16 protein-coding genes are annotated in these 15,360 nt (G+C 39.8%); 6 read left to right on the top strand and 10 right to left on the bottom strand.

Annotated elements, in window-relative coordinates:
• Positions 1-38 precede the first annotated feature (38 nt).
• The 5 genes from FJR06_RS12635 to FJR06_RS12615 all read right to left on the bottom strand — a co-directional run bounded on the left by FJR06_RS12635 (position 39) and on the right by FJR06_RS12615 (position 6,415).
• Complete coding sequence (locus tag FJR06_RS12635; RefSeq protein ID WP_168651554.1) at positions 39-1,325, bottom strand: FAD-binding oxidoreductase; 1,287 nt, start codon at positions 1,323-1,325, stop codon at positions 39-41.
• A gap of 264 nt (positions 1,326-1,589) precedes the next feature.
• Positions 1,590-3,266, bottom strand: a complete 1,677-nt coding sequence (locus FJR06_RS12630) for an iron uptake porin (protein WP_168651553.1) — start codon at positions 3,264-3,266, stop codon at positions 1,590-1,592.
• Between the two features lie 217 nt (positions 3,267-3,483).
• Positions 3,484-4,152, bottom strand: a complete 669-nt coding sequence (phoU, locus tag FJR06_RS12625) for a phosphate signaling complex protein PhoU (protein ID WP_015080593.1) — start codon at positions 4,150-4,152, stop codon at positions 3,484-3,486.
• Positions 4,153-4,286: 134 nt separating this feature from the next.
• On the bottom strand, positions 4,287-5,609 hold the full coding sequence (locus FJR06_RS12620) for a cell wall metabolism sensor histidine kinase WalK (RefSeq protein ID WP_168651552.1): 1,323 nt from the start codon (positions 5,607-5,609) through the stop codon (positions 4,287-4,289).
• A 53-nt stretch (positions 5,610-5,662) separates the two neighbouring features.
• A complete protein-coding gene (locus tag FJR06_RS12615; RefSeq protein ID WP_168651551.1) occupies positions 5,663-6,415 on the bottom strand; it encodes a winged helix-turn-helix domain-containing protein in 753 nt (250 codons plus the stop codon).
• Between the two features lie 49 nt (positions 6,416-6,464).
• Between FJR06_RS12615 and FJR06_RS12610 the strand changes: the two genes are divergently transcribed.
• A complete protein-coding gene (locus FJR06_RS12610) occupies positions 6,465-6,611 on the top strand; it encodes a hypothetical protein (RefSeq protein WP_168651550.1) in 147 nt (48 codons plus the stop codon).
• 22 nt (positions 6,612-6,633) lie between these two features.
• Here the strand turns inward: FJR06_RS12610 and FJR06_RS12605 are convergent, their stop codons facing one another.
• Positions 6,634-7,203 carry a pentapeptide repeat-containing protein gene (locus tag FJR06_RS12605; RefSeq protein ID WP_015080590.1) on the bottom strand — a complete coding sequence of 190 codons (570 nt, stop codon included), beginning with the start codon at positions 7,201-7,203 and terminating at the stop codon, positions 6,634-6,636.
• A 184-nt stretch (positions 7,204-7,387) separates the two neighbouring features.
• On the opposite strand from FJR06_RS12605, the gene FJR06_RS12600 reads away from it, so the two are divergent.
• A complete protein-coding gene (locus tag FJR06_RS12600) occupies positions 7,388-7,966 on the top strand; it encodes a hypothetical protein (RefSeq protein ID WP_015080589.1) in 579 nt (192 codons plus the stop codon).
• Between the two features lie 10 nt (positions 7,967-7,976).
• Here FJR06_RS12600 and FJR06_RS12595 read toward each other — a convergent pair whose 3' ends face one another.
• Positions 7,977-10,142 (bottom strand): DNA phosphorothioation-associated putative methyltransferase, encoded by a 2,166-nt coding sequence (locus FJR06_RS12595; protein WP_256369499.1) that lies wholly within the window; start codon positions 10,140-10,142, stop codon positions 7,977-7,979.
• 393 nt (positions 10,143-10,535) lie between these two features.
• On the opposite strand from FJR06_RS12595, the gene FJR06_RS12590 reads away from it, so the two are divergent.
• A complete protein-coding gene (locus FJR06_RS12590) occupies positions 10,536-10,754 on the top strand; it encodes a hypothetical protein (RefSeq protein WP_015080587.1) in 219 nt (72 codons plus the stop codon).
• 17 nt (positions 10,755-10,771) lie between these two features.
• Here the strand turns inward: FJR06_RS12590 and ribD are convergent, their stop codons facing one another.
• A complete protein-coding gene (gene ribD / locus FJR06_RS12585) occupies positions 10,772-11,953 on the bottom strand; it encodes a bifunctional diaminohydroxyphosphoribosylaminopyrimidine deaminase/5-amino-6-(5-phosphoribosylamino)uracil reductase RibD (RefSeq protein ID WP_168651548.1) in 1,182 nt (393 codons plus the stop codon).
• A 5-nt stretch (positions 11,954-11,958) separates the two neighbouring features.
• Complete coding sequence (gene mreD / locus FJR06_RS12580; RefSeq protein WP_015080585.1) at positions 11,959-12,576, bottom strand: rod shape-determining protein MreD; 618 nt, start codon at positions 12,574-12,576, stop codon at positions 11,959-11,961.
• A 341-nt stretch (positions 12,577-12,917) separates the two neighbouring features.
• On the opposite strand from mreD, the gene FJR06_RS12575 reads away from it, so the two are divergent.
• On the top strand, positions 12,918-13,658 hold the full coding sequence (locus tag FJR06_RS12575; RefSeq protein ID WP_168651547.1) for a hypothetical protein: 741 nt from the start codon (positions 12,918-12,920) through the stop codon (positions 13,656-13,658).
• A 107-nt stretch (positions 13,659-13,765) separates the two neighbouring features.
• On the opposite strand, the gene FJR06_RS12570 is transcribed toward FJR06_RS12575, so the two are convergent.
• On the bottom strand, positions 13,766-14,905 hold the full coding sequence (locus tag FJR06_RS12570; protein ID WP_168651546.1) for a quinone-dependent dihydroorotate dehydrogenase: 1,140 nt from the start codon (positions 14,903-14,905) through the stop codon (positions 13,766-13,768).
• Positions 14,906-15,018: 113 nt separating this feature from the next.
• Between FJR06_RS12570 and FJR06_RS12565 the strand changes: the two genes are divergently transcribed.
• Together FJR06_RS12565 and FJR06_RS12560 are read left to right on the top strand one after the other, a co-directional pair.
• On the top strand, positions 15,019-15,189 hold the full coding sequence (locus FJR06_RS12565; RefSeq protein WP_162471197.1) for a hypothetical protein: 171 nt from the start codon (positions 15,019-15,021) through the stop codon (positions 15,187-15,189).
• Positions 15,170-15,325, top strand: coding sequence for a DUF2256 domain-containing protein (locus FJR06_RS12560; RefSeq protein WP_015080582.1), 156 nt, complete (start codon positions 15,170-15,172; stop codon positions 15,323-15,325). The genes FJR06_RS12565 and FJR06_RS12560 overlap by 20 nt, the downstream gene beginning before the upstream one ends.
• Positions 15,326-15,360: the final 35 nt, after the last annotated feature.

Genomic DNA, 15,360 nt, shown 5'->3' with positions numbered 1-15,360 from the left:
TGACCTCTGCGCCTCTGCGGTTCGTTTTTAATTAAAACTTAAATCCCACCCACAAAGCGACCGGGACTTAAAATAAAATTACCATCAAACTGTGTTTTAATTCCCCGCATTACTGCCAAAGCATTACCATTATACCCCCAAACATCAAACCTTTCCTTCAACTCAACAGGTGCTGATAAAATACTTAAAAAACCAGAATTTGCTTGACATAAATTCCGCAAAGGCAAAATTTGATCTTGATTTTCTAAACGGACTAAACCCAAACCACTGCTAATATGAATTAAACCAATATCTATTTGATTGATAATCTCCACAGCCGCAGTTGGTAATACTCCTACTTTGCAGGTAATTGTAGATTCTGTCACATGAGAATGTATTTGTTCTGGTAATCGTTGCCATAAATCAGCTTCTTGATTTCCCAAATAAATTACCCCCTGTAAACCTAACTTTTCGCCAATTGCTAAAAGTCGTTTTGACTGTTCTTGGACACTTTCATTAATACTTTGAAAACGGGTAATTAAACCTATTCCTGTTCCCAAATCTAAATTAGTAACTAACTTACTTGATAATAAATCAACTTGAGTTGGTGTTAATTCCGAACTTTGTAAAGTTCTCACTGCTTGGGATATAGCTTCAGGTTTACCAGTTAATATTACTGTTCCCGAAGTTTCAGGAATGGGATAAACTCGAAAAGTGACTTGGCTGATAATTCCTAATGTCCCGTAAGCACCAGTAAATAATTTCATTAAGTCGTAACCAGCAACATTTTTTACAACTCGTCCCCCAGCTTTGGCGATTTGACCATCTGCGCGGATAAAAGTTATACCTAGAAGTTGGTCACGCACACCACCATAACGTTGCCGCAGAGAACCCGTATCGGCAGTAGCAACCATACCACCAATAGTAGCAGAATTAGGAAAAGCGGGATCAAGTGCTAAAAATTGGTGATGTTTAGCTAAAATCTCCTGAAGCTGGGCAAATTTCATCCCTGCTGCGACGGTGACAGTTAAATCACCTACAGCGTGTTCTATGAGTTGGTTAATGCGTTCGGTGCTGACAACAATATCAATATTTTTAGCTAAACCACCCCAATTGATTTTACTACCGCTACCACAGCTTAGAACACGCCATTTGTGACTGTGGGCAGTGGTGATAACGGCGGCTAATTCTGCTTGGCTATGGGGATAAATGACACAACTAGGCTGGCTTTTGGGGTCTATTCCCTGTTGGATATTATGCTGTTGGGTGGGGCTGAGATTTTCCCAGGATATAACGGCGTTTTCGGTGCTGAGAATAGAAGTTAAGGTAGATGCTATTGAATTCATTAGTCTCTTTTTTATTCTTAATTTAATATGAATTATATTTTGCGTAAAGCTAAGAGGTTATCTCGTTCCCAGTCTCTGACTGGGAATGCCATGATGTAGGCTCTGCCTAATTGTATTATTAAAGGCAGAGCCTTATAGAATTCATTCCCATACAGAGTATGGGAACGAGAGATATTTCACAAATAAGTGTAGGGGTTTAGCACTGCTAAACCCCTAACCATGCGACTAAACTCGCTAAATCCCAACTACTAATCTCAGTTGATTCTAGAAAGTGAAGGTAGTCCGTAAAGTACCAACGTACTCGGTGCTATTCTTGTCGTTATTCTCAGGATTGAAGATTACCAATACACCAGGAGTAACAAGGATATTATCAGAAAGCTTTATCTTGTAAAGACCTTCTGCATGATAAGAATTGCTTGATTCTCTACCTGTAGTTTTTAGTGTGCTGAGAACTGATTTCCCACTTACTGTAGCTTCAGAGATTTTAGGTGATTGACCGAAGATCAAACCCAAGGTGTTACCTTCTTTAAGGAAGTCTTTAATACCTAATGTACTAGCCCAGTACCGTGTCTCAGTGCTTGCTGAAGAACTAGCTTTTAATGTACTAGCTGTTGTATAACCTGCTGAACCGCCTAATGTGATTTTAGCACTAGGTTGCAAGCTAACTTGTACACCATAGTGGTTAGCTTCAATTGCAGTAGCAGTAACACCAATAATGCTAAAAGGATTATTAGCAACAGCACTACCTGTACTTCCGAAGAGGTTAAAAGCGTTATTTTGATATGAGTGGGCGTAGGTTAGACCAAGGTTGATGGCTTTAGTAGGCTTCAAAGCTAACTGACCAAAGATGGTATTGTTACCAGCAAATAGTCCTTTTCCTGGGGATGGATCATTTGCATTATTATCTCTACCTGTTGCAAAATAAGCTCCACTCAATGCTAATTTATCATTAGGAGTCACATTAACAGTGATACCTGCGCCATCATTTGCTTGACGATAAATAGGGCTGAAACGTCCATAACGAGATAAAGAACCTGAACCACTACTTCTAAAGTCAGGGTTGAAAACATTGACGTTCTCGTTCAACTCAGCGCCAGTAGCATCAATCTTGACACGGATTGCTTTGCTCAAGTTGAAGGCGTAGTTGAGTTTATCAATAGTTACGGTGTTATTGCTATTATTACCAGTTGCACTACCATCATAACCTAAGCGGGTCATGTTAGTACCCGTAACGGCACTGTTGGGTATGATATTTATCCCTTGCAAACGAGTTTGCAATTGGTCTGTACCAGTGAAACTACTGTTCAAACTCAACCGCACTCGATTAGAGAAGGTTGCAGTGCTGTTTAGGTCAGGGTTATTATCGGGATTTGTGTCAGTGTCTGCTACCTTATCTCCAAAGGCTTGGGAGAAGTTGAAAATCGCTTCTCCAGATAGTTTGGTGGTGGTGGAGAACTGATTAGCTTCTAATTCGCCAGTACGAGCTTCTAAAGCATCTACTTGACCGCGAATAGTTGCTAGTTCAGTGGAATATTCTTCTTGCAAGCGCTGTAAGGTAGCTAAATCTTGCTTGGTTACCATGTCAGCAGTTGCGGTAGCAATGAGTTCATTAACGCGGTCTAAGCAGGAATTTAAACCAGCCGCAAATTCATAACGACTCAAGGCGCGATTACCACGGAAAGTACCGTTAGTATAACCACTAACTCCACAGCTATAACGTTCAAATAAAGATTGTAAAGCTTGAAACGCCCAATCGGTAGGTTGTACGTCGGAAAACTGAGAAACGGATGTTATTTGACCCAAGCTGTTGGACTCTTGGGATAATTCAGCAACACTTGTCACTTTTTCGTTAGCTTCACCAGCAAAGGCACTGTTACTGGTCAATAAGGTCAAAGCTAGGACGGGGCTAACCTTGAGGATATTCCAAAAAGCTTTTTTCATAAATTTCAATCTCTCTCACACCTATAATGAATCCAGTCTATGGTAAAGTCCCAAGGGAACTTATACATAAATGTTCTCTAGTGATTCTACATCATTAATGGCAATTAAAACAACTAAATATCAAAATTTTTATACAAGGTTATGATTTATTTATTATTTGATAAATTTGAGATTATACCCTGTCTATGGTATGTATTGATGGCGATCAATATCCAATTTACGATCGCTGACCTGTAACAATATATGTAACTCGTTGAGCAATATTAGTTGCGTGATCTGCCATGCGTTCTAAACAACGAATTGCTAAAGTTAACAAGAGAATTGGCTCAATTACGCCAGAAATATTTTCCTGTTGGGCAAAGGTTTGATAAAGATGCTCATAAGCATTATCTACAGCATCATCTAACTGCTTCATTCTTTGTCCACTGGTTTCGTCTAAATCTGCCAATGCGACTAAACAAGTTGCTAACATTGCTTGGGCGTGCTGGGACATAATTGCAATTTCTGGTAAGGAACTATGTTGAGGATAAGGGAAGAGTTTAATGGCAATTTCCCCTAACTCTTCGGCATAATCCCCAATTCGTTCTAAGTCACGCACCAATTGCATAAAAGCACTTATACAGCGCAAATCTCTTTCTGTGGGTACTTGACGAATGATAATAGTTGTGCAGTCTGATTCTATTTGCCGATAAAAGCGATCAATTTTTTTATCTAACCGGGGTATTTGTTCCGCTGCGATTAAGTCCCCGGCAAATAGGGCTTGGTGACTCAGCCGAAATGATTGTTCTACTAAAGCCCCCATACGTAATAAATCCCGTTCTAAACGCCTAATGGAGCGTTCTATTGGTAGTATTTCGTGATTGGGAGGATCAAATACAGTTTTCACAGTGGTTATATTAAAAGTGTGTATATTTTCTTAACTATAGTCTTGACTAGTACCGCAGGGCGGAATTAAAAATTAACAATTAAAAATTAAAAAAGCAGATTGTATAAGCTTTTTAAGGATTTTTAATGGTTATCTTACTTGCGCTCTACTGTACTAGGTAAATTTGTCATAACTTGAGAAAATTGAATTTGTATCCAAGCACCACCTGTTTCTGGATGGTTCATGGCTTTAATTACACCACCGTGAGCCATGACTATTTGCTGGACAATGGCTAAACCTAAACCGCTACCAGCAATTCCCGTTGTCGAATTTACTTCATTGACTGGTGAACGATACCGGGCTTTATCTCCGCGATAAAACCTTTCAAATACATGAGGTAAGTCGTCAACAGCAAAGCCAACACCGAAATCAATAATATTTATTTCCAACATTTGACCGTTATCAGTAGAAATTATTTTAGTCTCAATGTCAATAGTTGTGGTGGCTGGACTATATTTGATGCTATTATCTAGCAAATTGACGAATACTTGATAAAGTCGAGATTTATCTGCCTGAATGCAGATGCTGTCTAGTCCAGAATAGTTAATACTGAGAGAATGACTCTGGGCAATTGGTTCTAGGGTTTCCCATGCGGAGATGATGAGCGATCGCATTTCCACCATTTCCAAATTTAACTGCATGGTGGGATTGTTTTGCATTTGCGTCAACTCCAACCAACTTTGGACTAAATTAATCAGTCGGTCAACTTCTTGCATCAGCCTATTAACCCAACGGTCTAAAGGTGGTTCTAAACGGGTTTGCAGAGTTTCCACCACGAGACGAATTGCCGTCAACGGGGTGCGGAGTTCATGGGCTAAATCGGAAAAAGAGCGATCGCGTTCTTGCTTCATATCTAGCACAGATTGGCAATTTTCCAAAAATACTCCCACCTGTCCCGTTGGTAATGGCAAACTAGAAGCCCGCAGAAACATGGGCTTTAATTCTGTCATCACCTTAGCATCTTCACAAGCGGGATGAAAAACCCATTCCTGCACCTGGGGTTTTTGCCAATCACGAGTTTGTTCAATTAACTGATCTAATTCATAAGACCTCACCAACTCTAGCAACAAACGCACCTGTCCAGGTTGCCATCTTTGAAGATATAAGATTTCCCGCGCTTGTTGATTGCACCACAACAATTGATTTTCCTCGTCTACCTGCAAATATCCCAGCGGAGCAAAATCCAGTAATTCCTTATACATGGACAATGATTGCTGCAAATTTTGTTGCTGTCTATTCACCATAGATATTTCCTGCCGTAAGCGAGGTCTTAGCAGCAGTTTAATATTGGTAATTTTATGCAAATTAGAACTTGGCGATTGTAGTAATTGTTCTAAATACCAGTGCAAATGAACCTGTTGCCAAACCCAAAAACCCAGGCCGACAGCTAAACCCAGCGAAAATCCCAGTAAAAGCATTGAAGTCGTTAGTTGGTGTGTTATTACTCAAAATTAACAACTATTTTCACCAATCACCCAAATCTGTAACCAAAACCCCTCACAGTTACAATATATTCTGGATGACTAGGATCTTCCTCCAACTTTTCCCGTAACCAGCGGATATGAACATCCACAGTTTTGCTATCCCCCACAAAATCTGGACCCCATACTTGATCTAATAATTGCTCTCGTGACCATACCCGACGGGTATAACTCATAAATAATTCTAAGAGTCGGAACTCCTTGGGAGACAAACTTATCTCTTCTCCACGGACTATAACCCGACACTCTTGAGCATTTAAAGTTATATCTTTGTGCTTCAGAACCGGAACTTGTGGCAATGCACTTAAACGTTGACGACGAAGTAACGCCCGACACCGCGCCACCAATTCTCGCATACTAAATGGTTTTGTCAAATAGTCATCAGCACCCACTTCTAAGCCCAGGACTCGGTCAGTTTCACTACCTTTAGCACTCAACATTAAAATTGGCACTGAGTTGCCTTGATGACGTAAAAAACGGCAAATGTCTAGGCCATTAATTTGCGGTAACATCAAATCTAATAACACCAAGTCTAAAGGCAGTTCTTCAGAATTATCTTCACAACTTTTCAGATATTCTATCGCTGCTCGGCCATCACTAGCGGTAATTACTTCATAGCCTTCCCCTTCCAAGGCCACAACTAACATTTCCCGAATCAGTTCTTCGTCTTCCACTATGAGGATACGGTTGGTTTGTCCAATGTCCGTTCTCACAGAATATTTAGCTAATTCACTGGTATACATTAATTTTTTTCAGTGTATAACAAAGTCTAGTATATTAGAAATCATACCAATGATAGATTTATTTTGTTTTTCTGGACTTGGTGGTGAAGAAGAAGAATTTGTCGGGCTTCGCCCCGCTTCGCTAACACGCAGAGGCGCAGAGTCACGAAGAGTAAATATTAATTTTTATGCCAGTAGTTATCTAAAAGCGAAATGATCAGCATCAGTAATGCCAAACATCAACTATGAATGCTACCATCAGGCATAATCGCCCCAGTTAAGAAAGTTTCACTCATATCTGTATCATCTAAATTAGCTCCAGTTAAATTTACTTCGCACAAATTAGCCTCGCTTAAATCAGCACCACTCAAGTCCGCACCTTGTAAATCTGCTTTCCACATTCTCACACCTCCCATTTTTGCACCACTGAGATTTGCACCCTGTAAGTTTGCGGCGGAAATTGATGCCATGTGTAAATTAGCATCACATAAATTAGCACCACTCAACAATGCACCACTGAGGTCTGATTCATTTAAATGAGCAGTTGTTAATGTAGCTTGAGTTAAATCAGCACCACAGAGAATAACTTCGGATAAATGCGCTCTTGCCAATATTGCTCCTTGAAGATTCGCTTTACTCAAATTAGCTCCACTCAAAGAAGCTGCTGTCAGGTTTGCTCCTCTTAAATCTGCTCTACCGAAGTCCACCCCACCCAAATTGACTCCTTGCAAATTTGCTCCTGGTAAAGCAATACAGGTAAAGCTTCTTTCTCCTGTCGCGTATCTAGCTAAAAGTTCTTGAACATTCATACTTTTCTAGACCTTGGTAAGTAGTCGGACAAAATTTAAAATATAATTAAATCTTGATTAATCCTGTTGTTTATTTAAACTAAACATAAATTTATTCACATTTTCTAACTTCTGGGCAATTAATGAACCAGAACTTTAGCAAATGCTACAATAAAATCACCAGCCTCATTGCTATCCAGTATTTATGAATACTCACAATTTAAAATTAGGAAAATATCTAACCTTAGAAGAATTTTGTACCTGCACACAAACCTATCATAAATATGCCCAAAAGATCAACCCATATCCACAAAATCTACCAGAAGTAATTCCCGCATTACAGGATTTAAATAAATTTATCATTGACCCAATTATAGATTATTTTAGTAGAGAAAAATTTCAACTTACCTACGGTTTTTGTTCTCCAGACCTAAAAAAGTATCTTGAGAAAAAAGACCCAGTTACAGGTCAAAAAAATGGACGTGTAGCCCCCAATCTCGACCAACATATTAGCCATGAAATCAACAAAAATGGTACATACTACTGTAAAAGATTAGGTGCAGCTTGTGATTTTCTAATTACAGACTTACCCAGCACAGAACTAGTAGAATGGATATTACAAACAAAACTACCCTTTGATTCCCTGTATTTTTACAGTCCCCACCAACCAATTCACATTAGTTATGGACAACAACATAAACGAGATATTTGGACATTTAATAACTCAGGAATCCCCACAAAAAAAGGAATCGAAAACTGGATAAAACTAGCAAAACAAACTTAAAAAAACCTCTCTATTCCTCCTCTCCGTGTCTCTGTGACTCGTTAGAAATATTCTTCCTTCTTTGTCTAGTTCTCAAAGCTGCTTTAAGTGCTTTCAACTTATAAGCATCTGCATCTTTAACCCAAAATAACCTATAACCATCAATAACAGTACAATTTTCTTGTAAGCATTTTTTCCAGCCAGAAACATGACTAATACTGTGCCAATTATCTAAAAGTCCTCTATCTTCTTCTTGACGAGTTAACTTAGCAAATTTCTCATATTGGGGATAATCAGAAGTAACTAAAGCATCTATTTGGTGTAAGATTGGTGGATCATCTTCTAAATCATAATCCTGATAAGTAACGTGCAAATCTCGCAAATCAATTGTCATCACTTTTGATAAAATGGGATGAGGATTAATATCAAAATCAGGATAAAATAAATAAGAGATCCTAGGTGTTTTCAGATGGAATTTAATCACATTTGCTTCTTCTAATCTTCCCAGAGTCCGACTAGCGCAACCTTCATACAGGCGTAATAAAGGGTCAACTGCTTGTAGTGTGGAAATATGCACCCAAAGGGAATTAGGTAATTTTTTACCAACCTTGCTTTCTTGACAGCGTTTAATAATGAGTTCTGTATTTCCCAAGCTGCGTAACATTTGGTCAGCATCTAAACAAGCTTGTTTATAACTACTATATAAACCAATTATGTCCTCTTGGACTGCTGGGGATAATTGTCCTAATCGGGGACGACGGCTAAAATTGCACAGCGCTAAATAAACCATCAAATCTTGACGGCGTTTGTCAGCGATCGCTTGCCATTCTTCTGTGTCAGTTGCCTGTATAATGACATTAAAAGCCCGGCGTAAACTCCCAAATTCCTCAGCAATTTCCGCTGCTTGAGGTAATTCTCCCTTAACAGGCATTCTTCCCCGTTCCGTCAGAAAATTCATCAACGGCGTTAATAATTCCTGATGTTCCTCAAACCGTTTTACACAAAGACGGATTCTGGGAGTAGTCGCCCGGGAACGAAACCGAGAAGCGCGAAATAACTCCGCTTCAGCATCATCTCGAAACACAAAATAAACCCCCAAAGCCACAGGAATTGCGTCAACTCCTAATACTTGGTCAATGTAAATTTTTAATTCTTCTTGTTCATAATATTTCTGAAATGTGTTACGGTTAGTGATGATGCCATCGCCATAAGCAATTACACCCCGCTTAATATCAGATATCAATACTTGGGCGGCTACTAACAGCACCTTTTGAGTCAGTTCCCAAGCTTGAATTAAAGCTTCCCGGCGCTCGCTTTGATGCTCAATGACATTAATCACAAAACCAATATTCACAATATCCGCAGCGATTCTCGGTGTATGTGCAGAATAATAAGGGTCCCAGCCATAACTTGTATAACCCTGTTCAGCAATGCGGGTAACGTCTCCACCATGTCCACAACCATAATCAAAAAAGGTAGTTTCTGGACTAAATAAGCTCGACTCCAAGGCTAAACGCACAGGACGGGATAAATCAGGACGAATAATAGCGGCTTTGTGGCGTTCTATTTTGGGAACTATATTTGTAATTGTAGAACTGCTTTCGCGTTTAATCAAGCTATGTCCTTGTACCTCCACCCCAAAAACTTGTAGCCGTTGTTCCCAACCCAACTTAGTACCAATTCCCCTAGTATGATTAAGTAAACCTAAAGCGACTTGAGCGCGAGTTAAAGCTGCAAACTCTTCATAGAGGGGATATTCTGGAGTTACAAAAGTTTCTTTGCGGTGCAGAATGGGGGGATTTTCCGAATCGCTGTAATCCCGATAACCAACTTCTAGAGTTTCTACGTCAACCTGAATACTAGCTTGTAAAGCCGGATGAGGATCAGTATCAAAATCAGGATAGAATAGATAGGAAATCTTGGGTTTATTCGTGCTAAATTTAACTAAAGTTGCAGACTGAACTTTAAGTAAGGCACTAGTTCGACTTCGCTCAGTACAAGTACGGGCGCGGTTTTCATATTCCTGAAGCCAAGGGTCAAGAGTATGTAAGGCTAAAATATGAATGTAAAACGCATCAGGTAACATTTTGCCAACAGGATTGTTTTGGCAATATTGATTTATACTATTTAGATCAATAGAATGAAACGTTGGGGGGTTTTCCGCAACTGCATTCCTTATGTTATCAGGTTGAACCATTACTTTGTCATCTTGTAAAAATATAGATAACCTGGTTACATTTACTTTAATACAAAAAATCTGAAATTGGAAGTTAATAAACTTTAATCTCCCAGCCAAAACCGCTCAAACTCTGATTTTTCCCTGTTCCCTGTTCCCTGTTCCCTGTTCCCTTCTTTTTGTGAAAAGAGTAAAAGACAACAAAAAAAACTTTTACCAATTACCAATTGTGATCTTAGTTAAGTAAAATTAAGTTAATTCATATAACTTGACATTTCTTCATTTTCAGCAAAATATTTGCCCATTTATTAAATTTTTAATAATAGTTATATCTAGTTGTAGATTTAGGCAGTTAATTAATATCAGAACTGTATAATCTGAAAATAACTAAATTAATGATTAAATAGAGGCCGAATGAGTCCAACAATCATGCGTCAGTTTTGGTCTATCGTTGAAGCCACTCACACAGTAACGCTTTTGCAGCTTGATGATACTAGTTTGGTACAGTGGTTAGTTAAACAAATCACGAATCAAGCCTTTTTAGATGCCCATGAAATTGATTTTCTCTGTGATTACATTCAATCTCGGCTAACTCTGATTCGTGATTTAGCTTATGAACGCCAAGAATCATAGCTGAGTATCTGTGCTATTTATTTTATTTTGGGTGGTAAATAACCTTCCACCAAGCAATCATTACCAACAACACGCCAACTGACGCGCTCTAAAAGTAACGCTTCAGTCATATTGGTCAAACCCAAATCTCCCACAGGTGTAGGAGCATGATCTCCACCAATAATTTTGGGGGCGATAAATGCCATAATTTTTTGGACAGAGCCTTGAGCGATCGCCCTAGCTGCTAAAATACCACCACATTCCCATAGCACGCTACAAAACCCGCGCTCATATAAATGACTCATGACTGCTTCTGGGGTGAGTGAGCTAAATTCCACCACTTCCACCCCTTTGTCGCGCAGCATTTTTTGAAAAGCCTGTGAACTACCAACTTCCGTTACAACCAAAGTTGGAGATTCCTGAGTATCCCATAGCCGAGCTTGTTCTGGTAAATTCAGACTACGACTCATCACCACTCGCAGGGGATTATGAGCCTCAACTTGATGGCTAGTCAAATAAGGGTTATCTTTTCTAACCGTATTCCCACCAACAATCACCGCATCACAAGCGGCTCGCAATTGATAAACCTCAGTGCGAGCATCTTGATTTGTTACCCAAGCACTATGACCGACAGTAGTGGCGATTTTACCATCTAAAGTCATAGCATATTTCAAAATCCCTAAAGGTCGTTGATAGAGAATACGATGAATAAACCCTTCATTTAATCGCCGACAAGCCGCTTCCTCTACTCCAACTATCACTTCTATCCCAGCAGCCCGTAACCGCGCAATTCCAGAACCTGCTACCAAGGGATTAGGATCAACCATCCCTACTACCACCTTAGACACACCCGCATTAATCAACCCTTGGGAACAGGGAGGAGTACGTCCATAGTGGTTACAAGGTTCAAGACTCACATAAATAGTGCTTCCTCGCGCCCGTTCTCCCGCTGCTCTCAGGGCAAAAACTTCGGCGTGAGGTTCACCAGCACAAGGATGAAATCCTTCTCCCACAATCTCCCCATTTTGGACAATCACCGCCCCCACCAAGGGATTTGGTGAAGTGCGTCCTAAGGCAGTCCGGGCTAATTCCACACACCTTCCCATCATGCGAGAGTCAAAGTCATCACCTACTATTTCTGGGACTACAGGCTGTGTTAGAAGTTGAGGATCTTGAGGTAATGATGCAGATTTGGGAGAGACTCCTGGAAAATTATCCATTTGACTTACGAATTACGAATTAATTTCATCTGCTGCCACCAGCGATTAAGAGGATAATAAACCACAGGCGCCCACAAACTACTGAGAATTGCCGAAGCTAAGGTAGCCCGTTGGTAATATGTCCAAATACTGGCTGCATGACGATTTCCTACCCAAGATAACTGGAAAGCAAAAATAGTGTCTGCCACTACAGCCATCGCAAATACAATTAAAGCAATGGAAATAAAGTCTTCTTGAATAAACCGCTGTTTTTGCATCAGGGCTGTTAACATTCCCACAATTCCCAAACTCAAGGCATGAGTTGGATCAGGTGATGTCATTGCGTCTTGTAATAGCCCCAAAATGATCCCTGACAGCAGACCAGAAAATACTGAGCGATTGACACTCCAAGCCACTACCCAAATGAGTAGCCAATTAGGACCAATGCCTAATAATTCCATTCCGGGGAGACGAGTTGGCAACATTAGTAAACATAACATGACAGTTAAAAATATTACCATCCAATCCATAAATTGATGCCACCAAGGATGCCAAAGTGCTAATGGGGGAATCAAAAAATAGGATTTTCGTCCGGTTGAAGTTGATTTTTTATCTCTGTCACCAGGAAATCCAGGTATCTTCATTGTTTGGCAATTGGTGATTGATGATTATAGTAGCTTTTAGCGGTCAGCAATTAGGAGTACAATCCTTTCGGTGTAAGCCTCTGGGGTGAAAATTAGAATCTCATTCCAGTGCATACCGCTATATCATCGCTTAATTTTAATCTTTGTGAACCTAATCTGACTACACACCAATTTCTCAAAGGCTTGAAAAAATATACTGAGACAATTGGTTACTTTTTTATTGCATCAGTAGCTTTTGCCGAATAATTAGCGACAATTTTGCCGAAAGATACAAACAAATGGCCAAATTTTTGCCAAGATAGAGATATTATTTTGTAAAAATTCCCTTGGCAAAAATCAGTATGAGTGAAAAAACCATAGAAAGCCCAGGCAAAAGTTTTCTCGTTCTAATTTTGCCGATATCGTTTTTGATTGTTTTCCTGGTTAATACCTGGAAAGTTTTACTGGTAATCTTAGGGCTATTAATGGTTTTCAACCTTTGGCAGCAATCTAGATGGGAAAAGTGGTGCAACCAAGTTAACCCACTCTTTTATGAATTAGTTGAGGAAAATCATGGCCAAATTAGACCCATGGACTTGGCAATCAAGGGTAATTTTTCGGGACAGGTGGCAAAACGCTATTTAGATAGTAAAGCTAAGGAATTTGGCGCTAGTGTCCTAGATTCGGAAAAAGAAGATCAATTGTACTATTTTATTAATGCCAGTATTCTCGGCGATATTCTTGATAGTAGTGAATTGGTAGAAAAACTTCCCGCGCAACCAGTTACCAAAATTGCCCGCTCTTTTTTAGCTCCACCTCCTCCTATTCCCCAGGAGGAGGAAGCGCAATCTGAATCCAAGTCTGAATCCAAATCTGAATCTGTTCCTACCCACGAGGAAGTGAGAAAACCTCTAGAAGAACAGTTAGTTTTTGGTTCGCTGATTCAATCGGAATTAGCCAAACGGCTAAATGTCTATTCCAGTACGGTTTACAAGCGACGCAATGACCCAGATTTTGCCCAGTGGTGTCGTAGCCGTGATCCTGATGGTATTGCTTGGTCCTATTCTCGTAAGTCTAAGGAGTTTTTCCCCATGGAAGAATAGGAGGCAGGGAGCAGGGAGCAGTTTTACCACTGACAACTGTACGGGCGAAGCATTTGGAGAACTATTTTTGGCAATGACCGATAATTTATCTTCCAAATGCTTCGCCTCTACTGACCAATTCCAATCGCTTGACTGATGGATGTTAGTCCGTTTTCTTCTAGCTTGGTTAATAAACCGACGAGGATGCGGCGTACCATTATTGGTCCTTCATAGATCCAGCCTGTATAAGTTTGAATAAGACAAGCTCCGGCTGTGATTTTTTCCCAAGCATCCTCAGCAGTAAATATGCCACCTACGCCAATGATAGGCATCTGCCCTTGGGTTTGTTGGTAAATGAAGCGAATTACTTCTGTGGAGCGATCTCTCACTGGTTTTCCGCTAATTCCTCCCGCTTCCTCTTGGGGGGATTTACCAGTTTTTTCAATAATTTGGGTTTTGAGTCCTTCCCGGCTAATCGTGGTGTTGGTGGCGATTAAACCAGCAATTCGGTAGGTTTTAACCAGAGCAATAATGTCAGATATTGCTTCCCATTCTAAATCGGGGGCTATCTTCACAAATATGGGTTTTCGTGCAGTATTTTCCTGCTGTAGCATATCCAAGATTTGACTGAGCATGGTAGCATCCTGGAGCGATCGCAATCCCGGTGTATTGGGAGAGGAAACATTAACTACAAAATAATCACCCAAATCCTTCAGTAATCGAAAACTCTCTAGATAATCCTGCGCTGCTAGTTCCAAGGATGTTATCTTAGACTTACCTAAGTTTATTCCTATCGGTATTGGGGGGATTGGGTAAATTAAATGTTGTTTTGCCTCTGTTAATCTTGCGGCCATTGCGACAGCACCAGCATTATTAAAACCCATCCTGTTAAGTGCCGCTTGATCTAAAGGCAAACGAAATAACCGAGGAGGAGGATTTCCCGGTTGGGGGTGATAAGTAACAGTACCCAATTCAGCAAAACCAAACCCAAAATTATGCCAAATATTAGCAGCAATACCGTCTTTATCAAATCCAGCCGCTAACCCCAAAGGATTGGGAAATTTCATTCCCAGTATGGTTTGTTCTACTCGCGGATCATTTAGACACAGATATTGCTTAAATAGGCTATTTAACCATTTAGTAGAAGGATAATAACTGGCTTTCGACAGCCAATTTAGACTACCGATGGTTTGTTTGTGCAACCACTCCGGTTCGGTTTTTACCAGAGTAAATAGAACATGACTAACTAATGCTTTATAAATATCCAATTTAGGGTAACATCTATCAATTATTAACAGATACCAAAGCTAAAATACATTAGGAATGTATACCAGGTATCTTCATATATATTACTATAACTTATGTCAAACAATGATCAAAATTGGCAGCAAAAAAAATTAAAGATGCTGAACAACAAATTATATCTTTGGGGCAACTTATCCAAAATTTGAGAGAAGATGATAGACTTTATTCACTAATTAAAACTACTATTGCTTATCCTCAAGAATGGTTTGAACTTTGTATTGATTATGATGGGGCGTGTTCGTTCTAAATCTGATTTACCAGAAAAAATCTGTGTAGTCTGTCAACGTCCGTTTGCTTGGCGGAAAAAATGGCAAGATTGCTGGGATGAAGTGAAATATTGCTCAGAACGTTGTCGTCGTCGTCGTTCTCACGCAAAAAATTAACAACTAACAACTGTACGGGCGAAGCATTTGGAGAA

This window comes from Dolichospermum sp. UHCC 0352 (assembly GCF_009711925.1).
Taxonomy (GTDB): Bacteria; Cyanobacteriota; Cyanobacteriia; order Cyanobacteriales; family Nostocaceae; genus Dolichospermum; species Dolichospermum lemmermannii.
The sequence above is the reverse complement of the archived record's forward strand: the minus strand, read 5'-3'. Positions and strand labels throughout refer to the sequence as shown.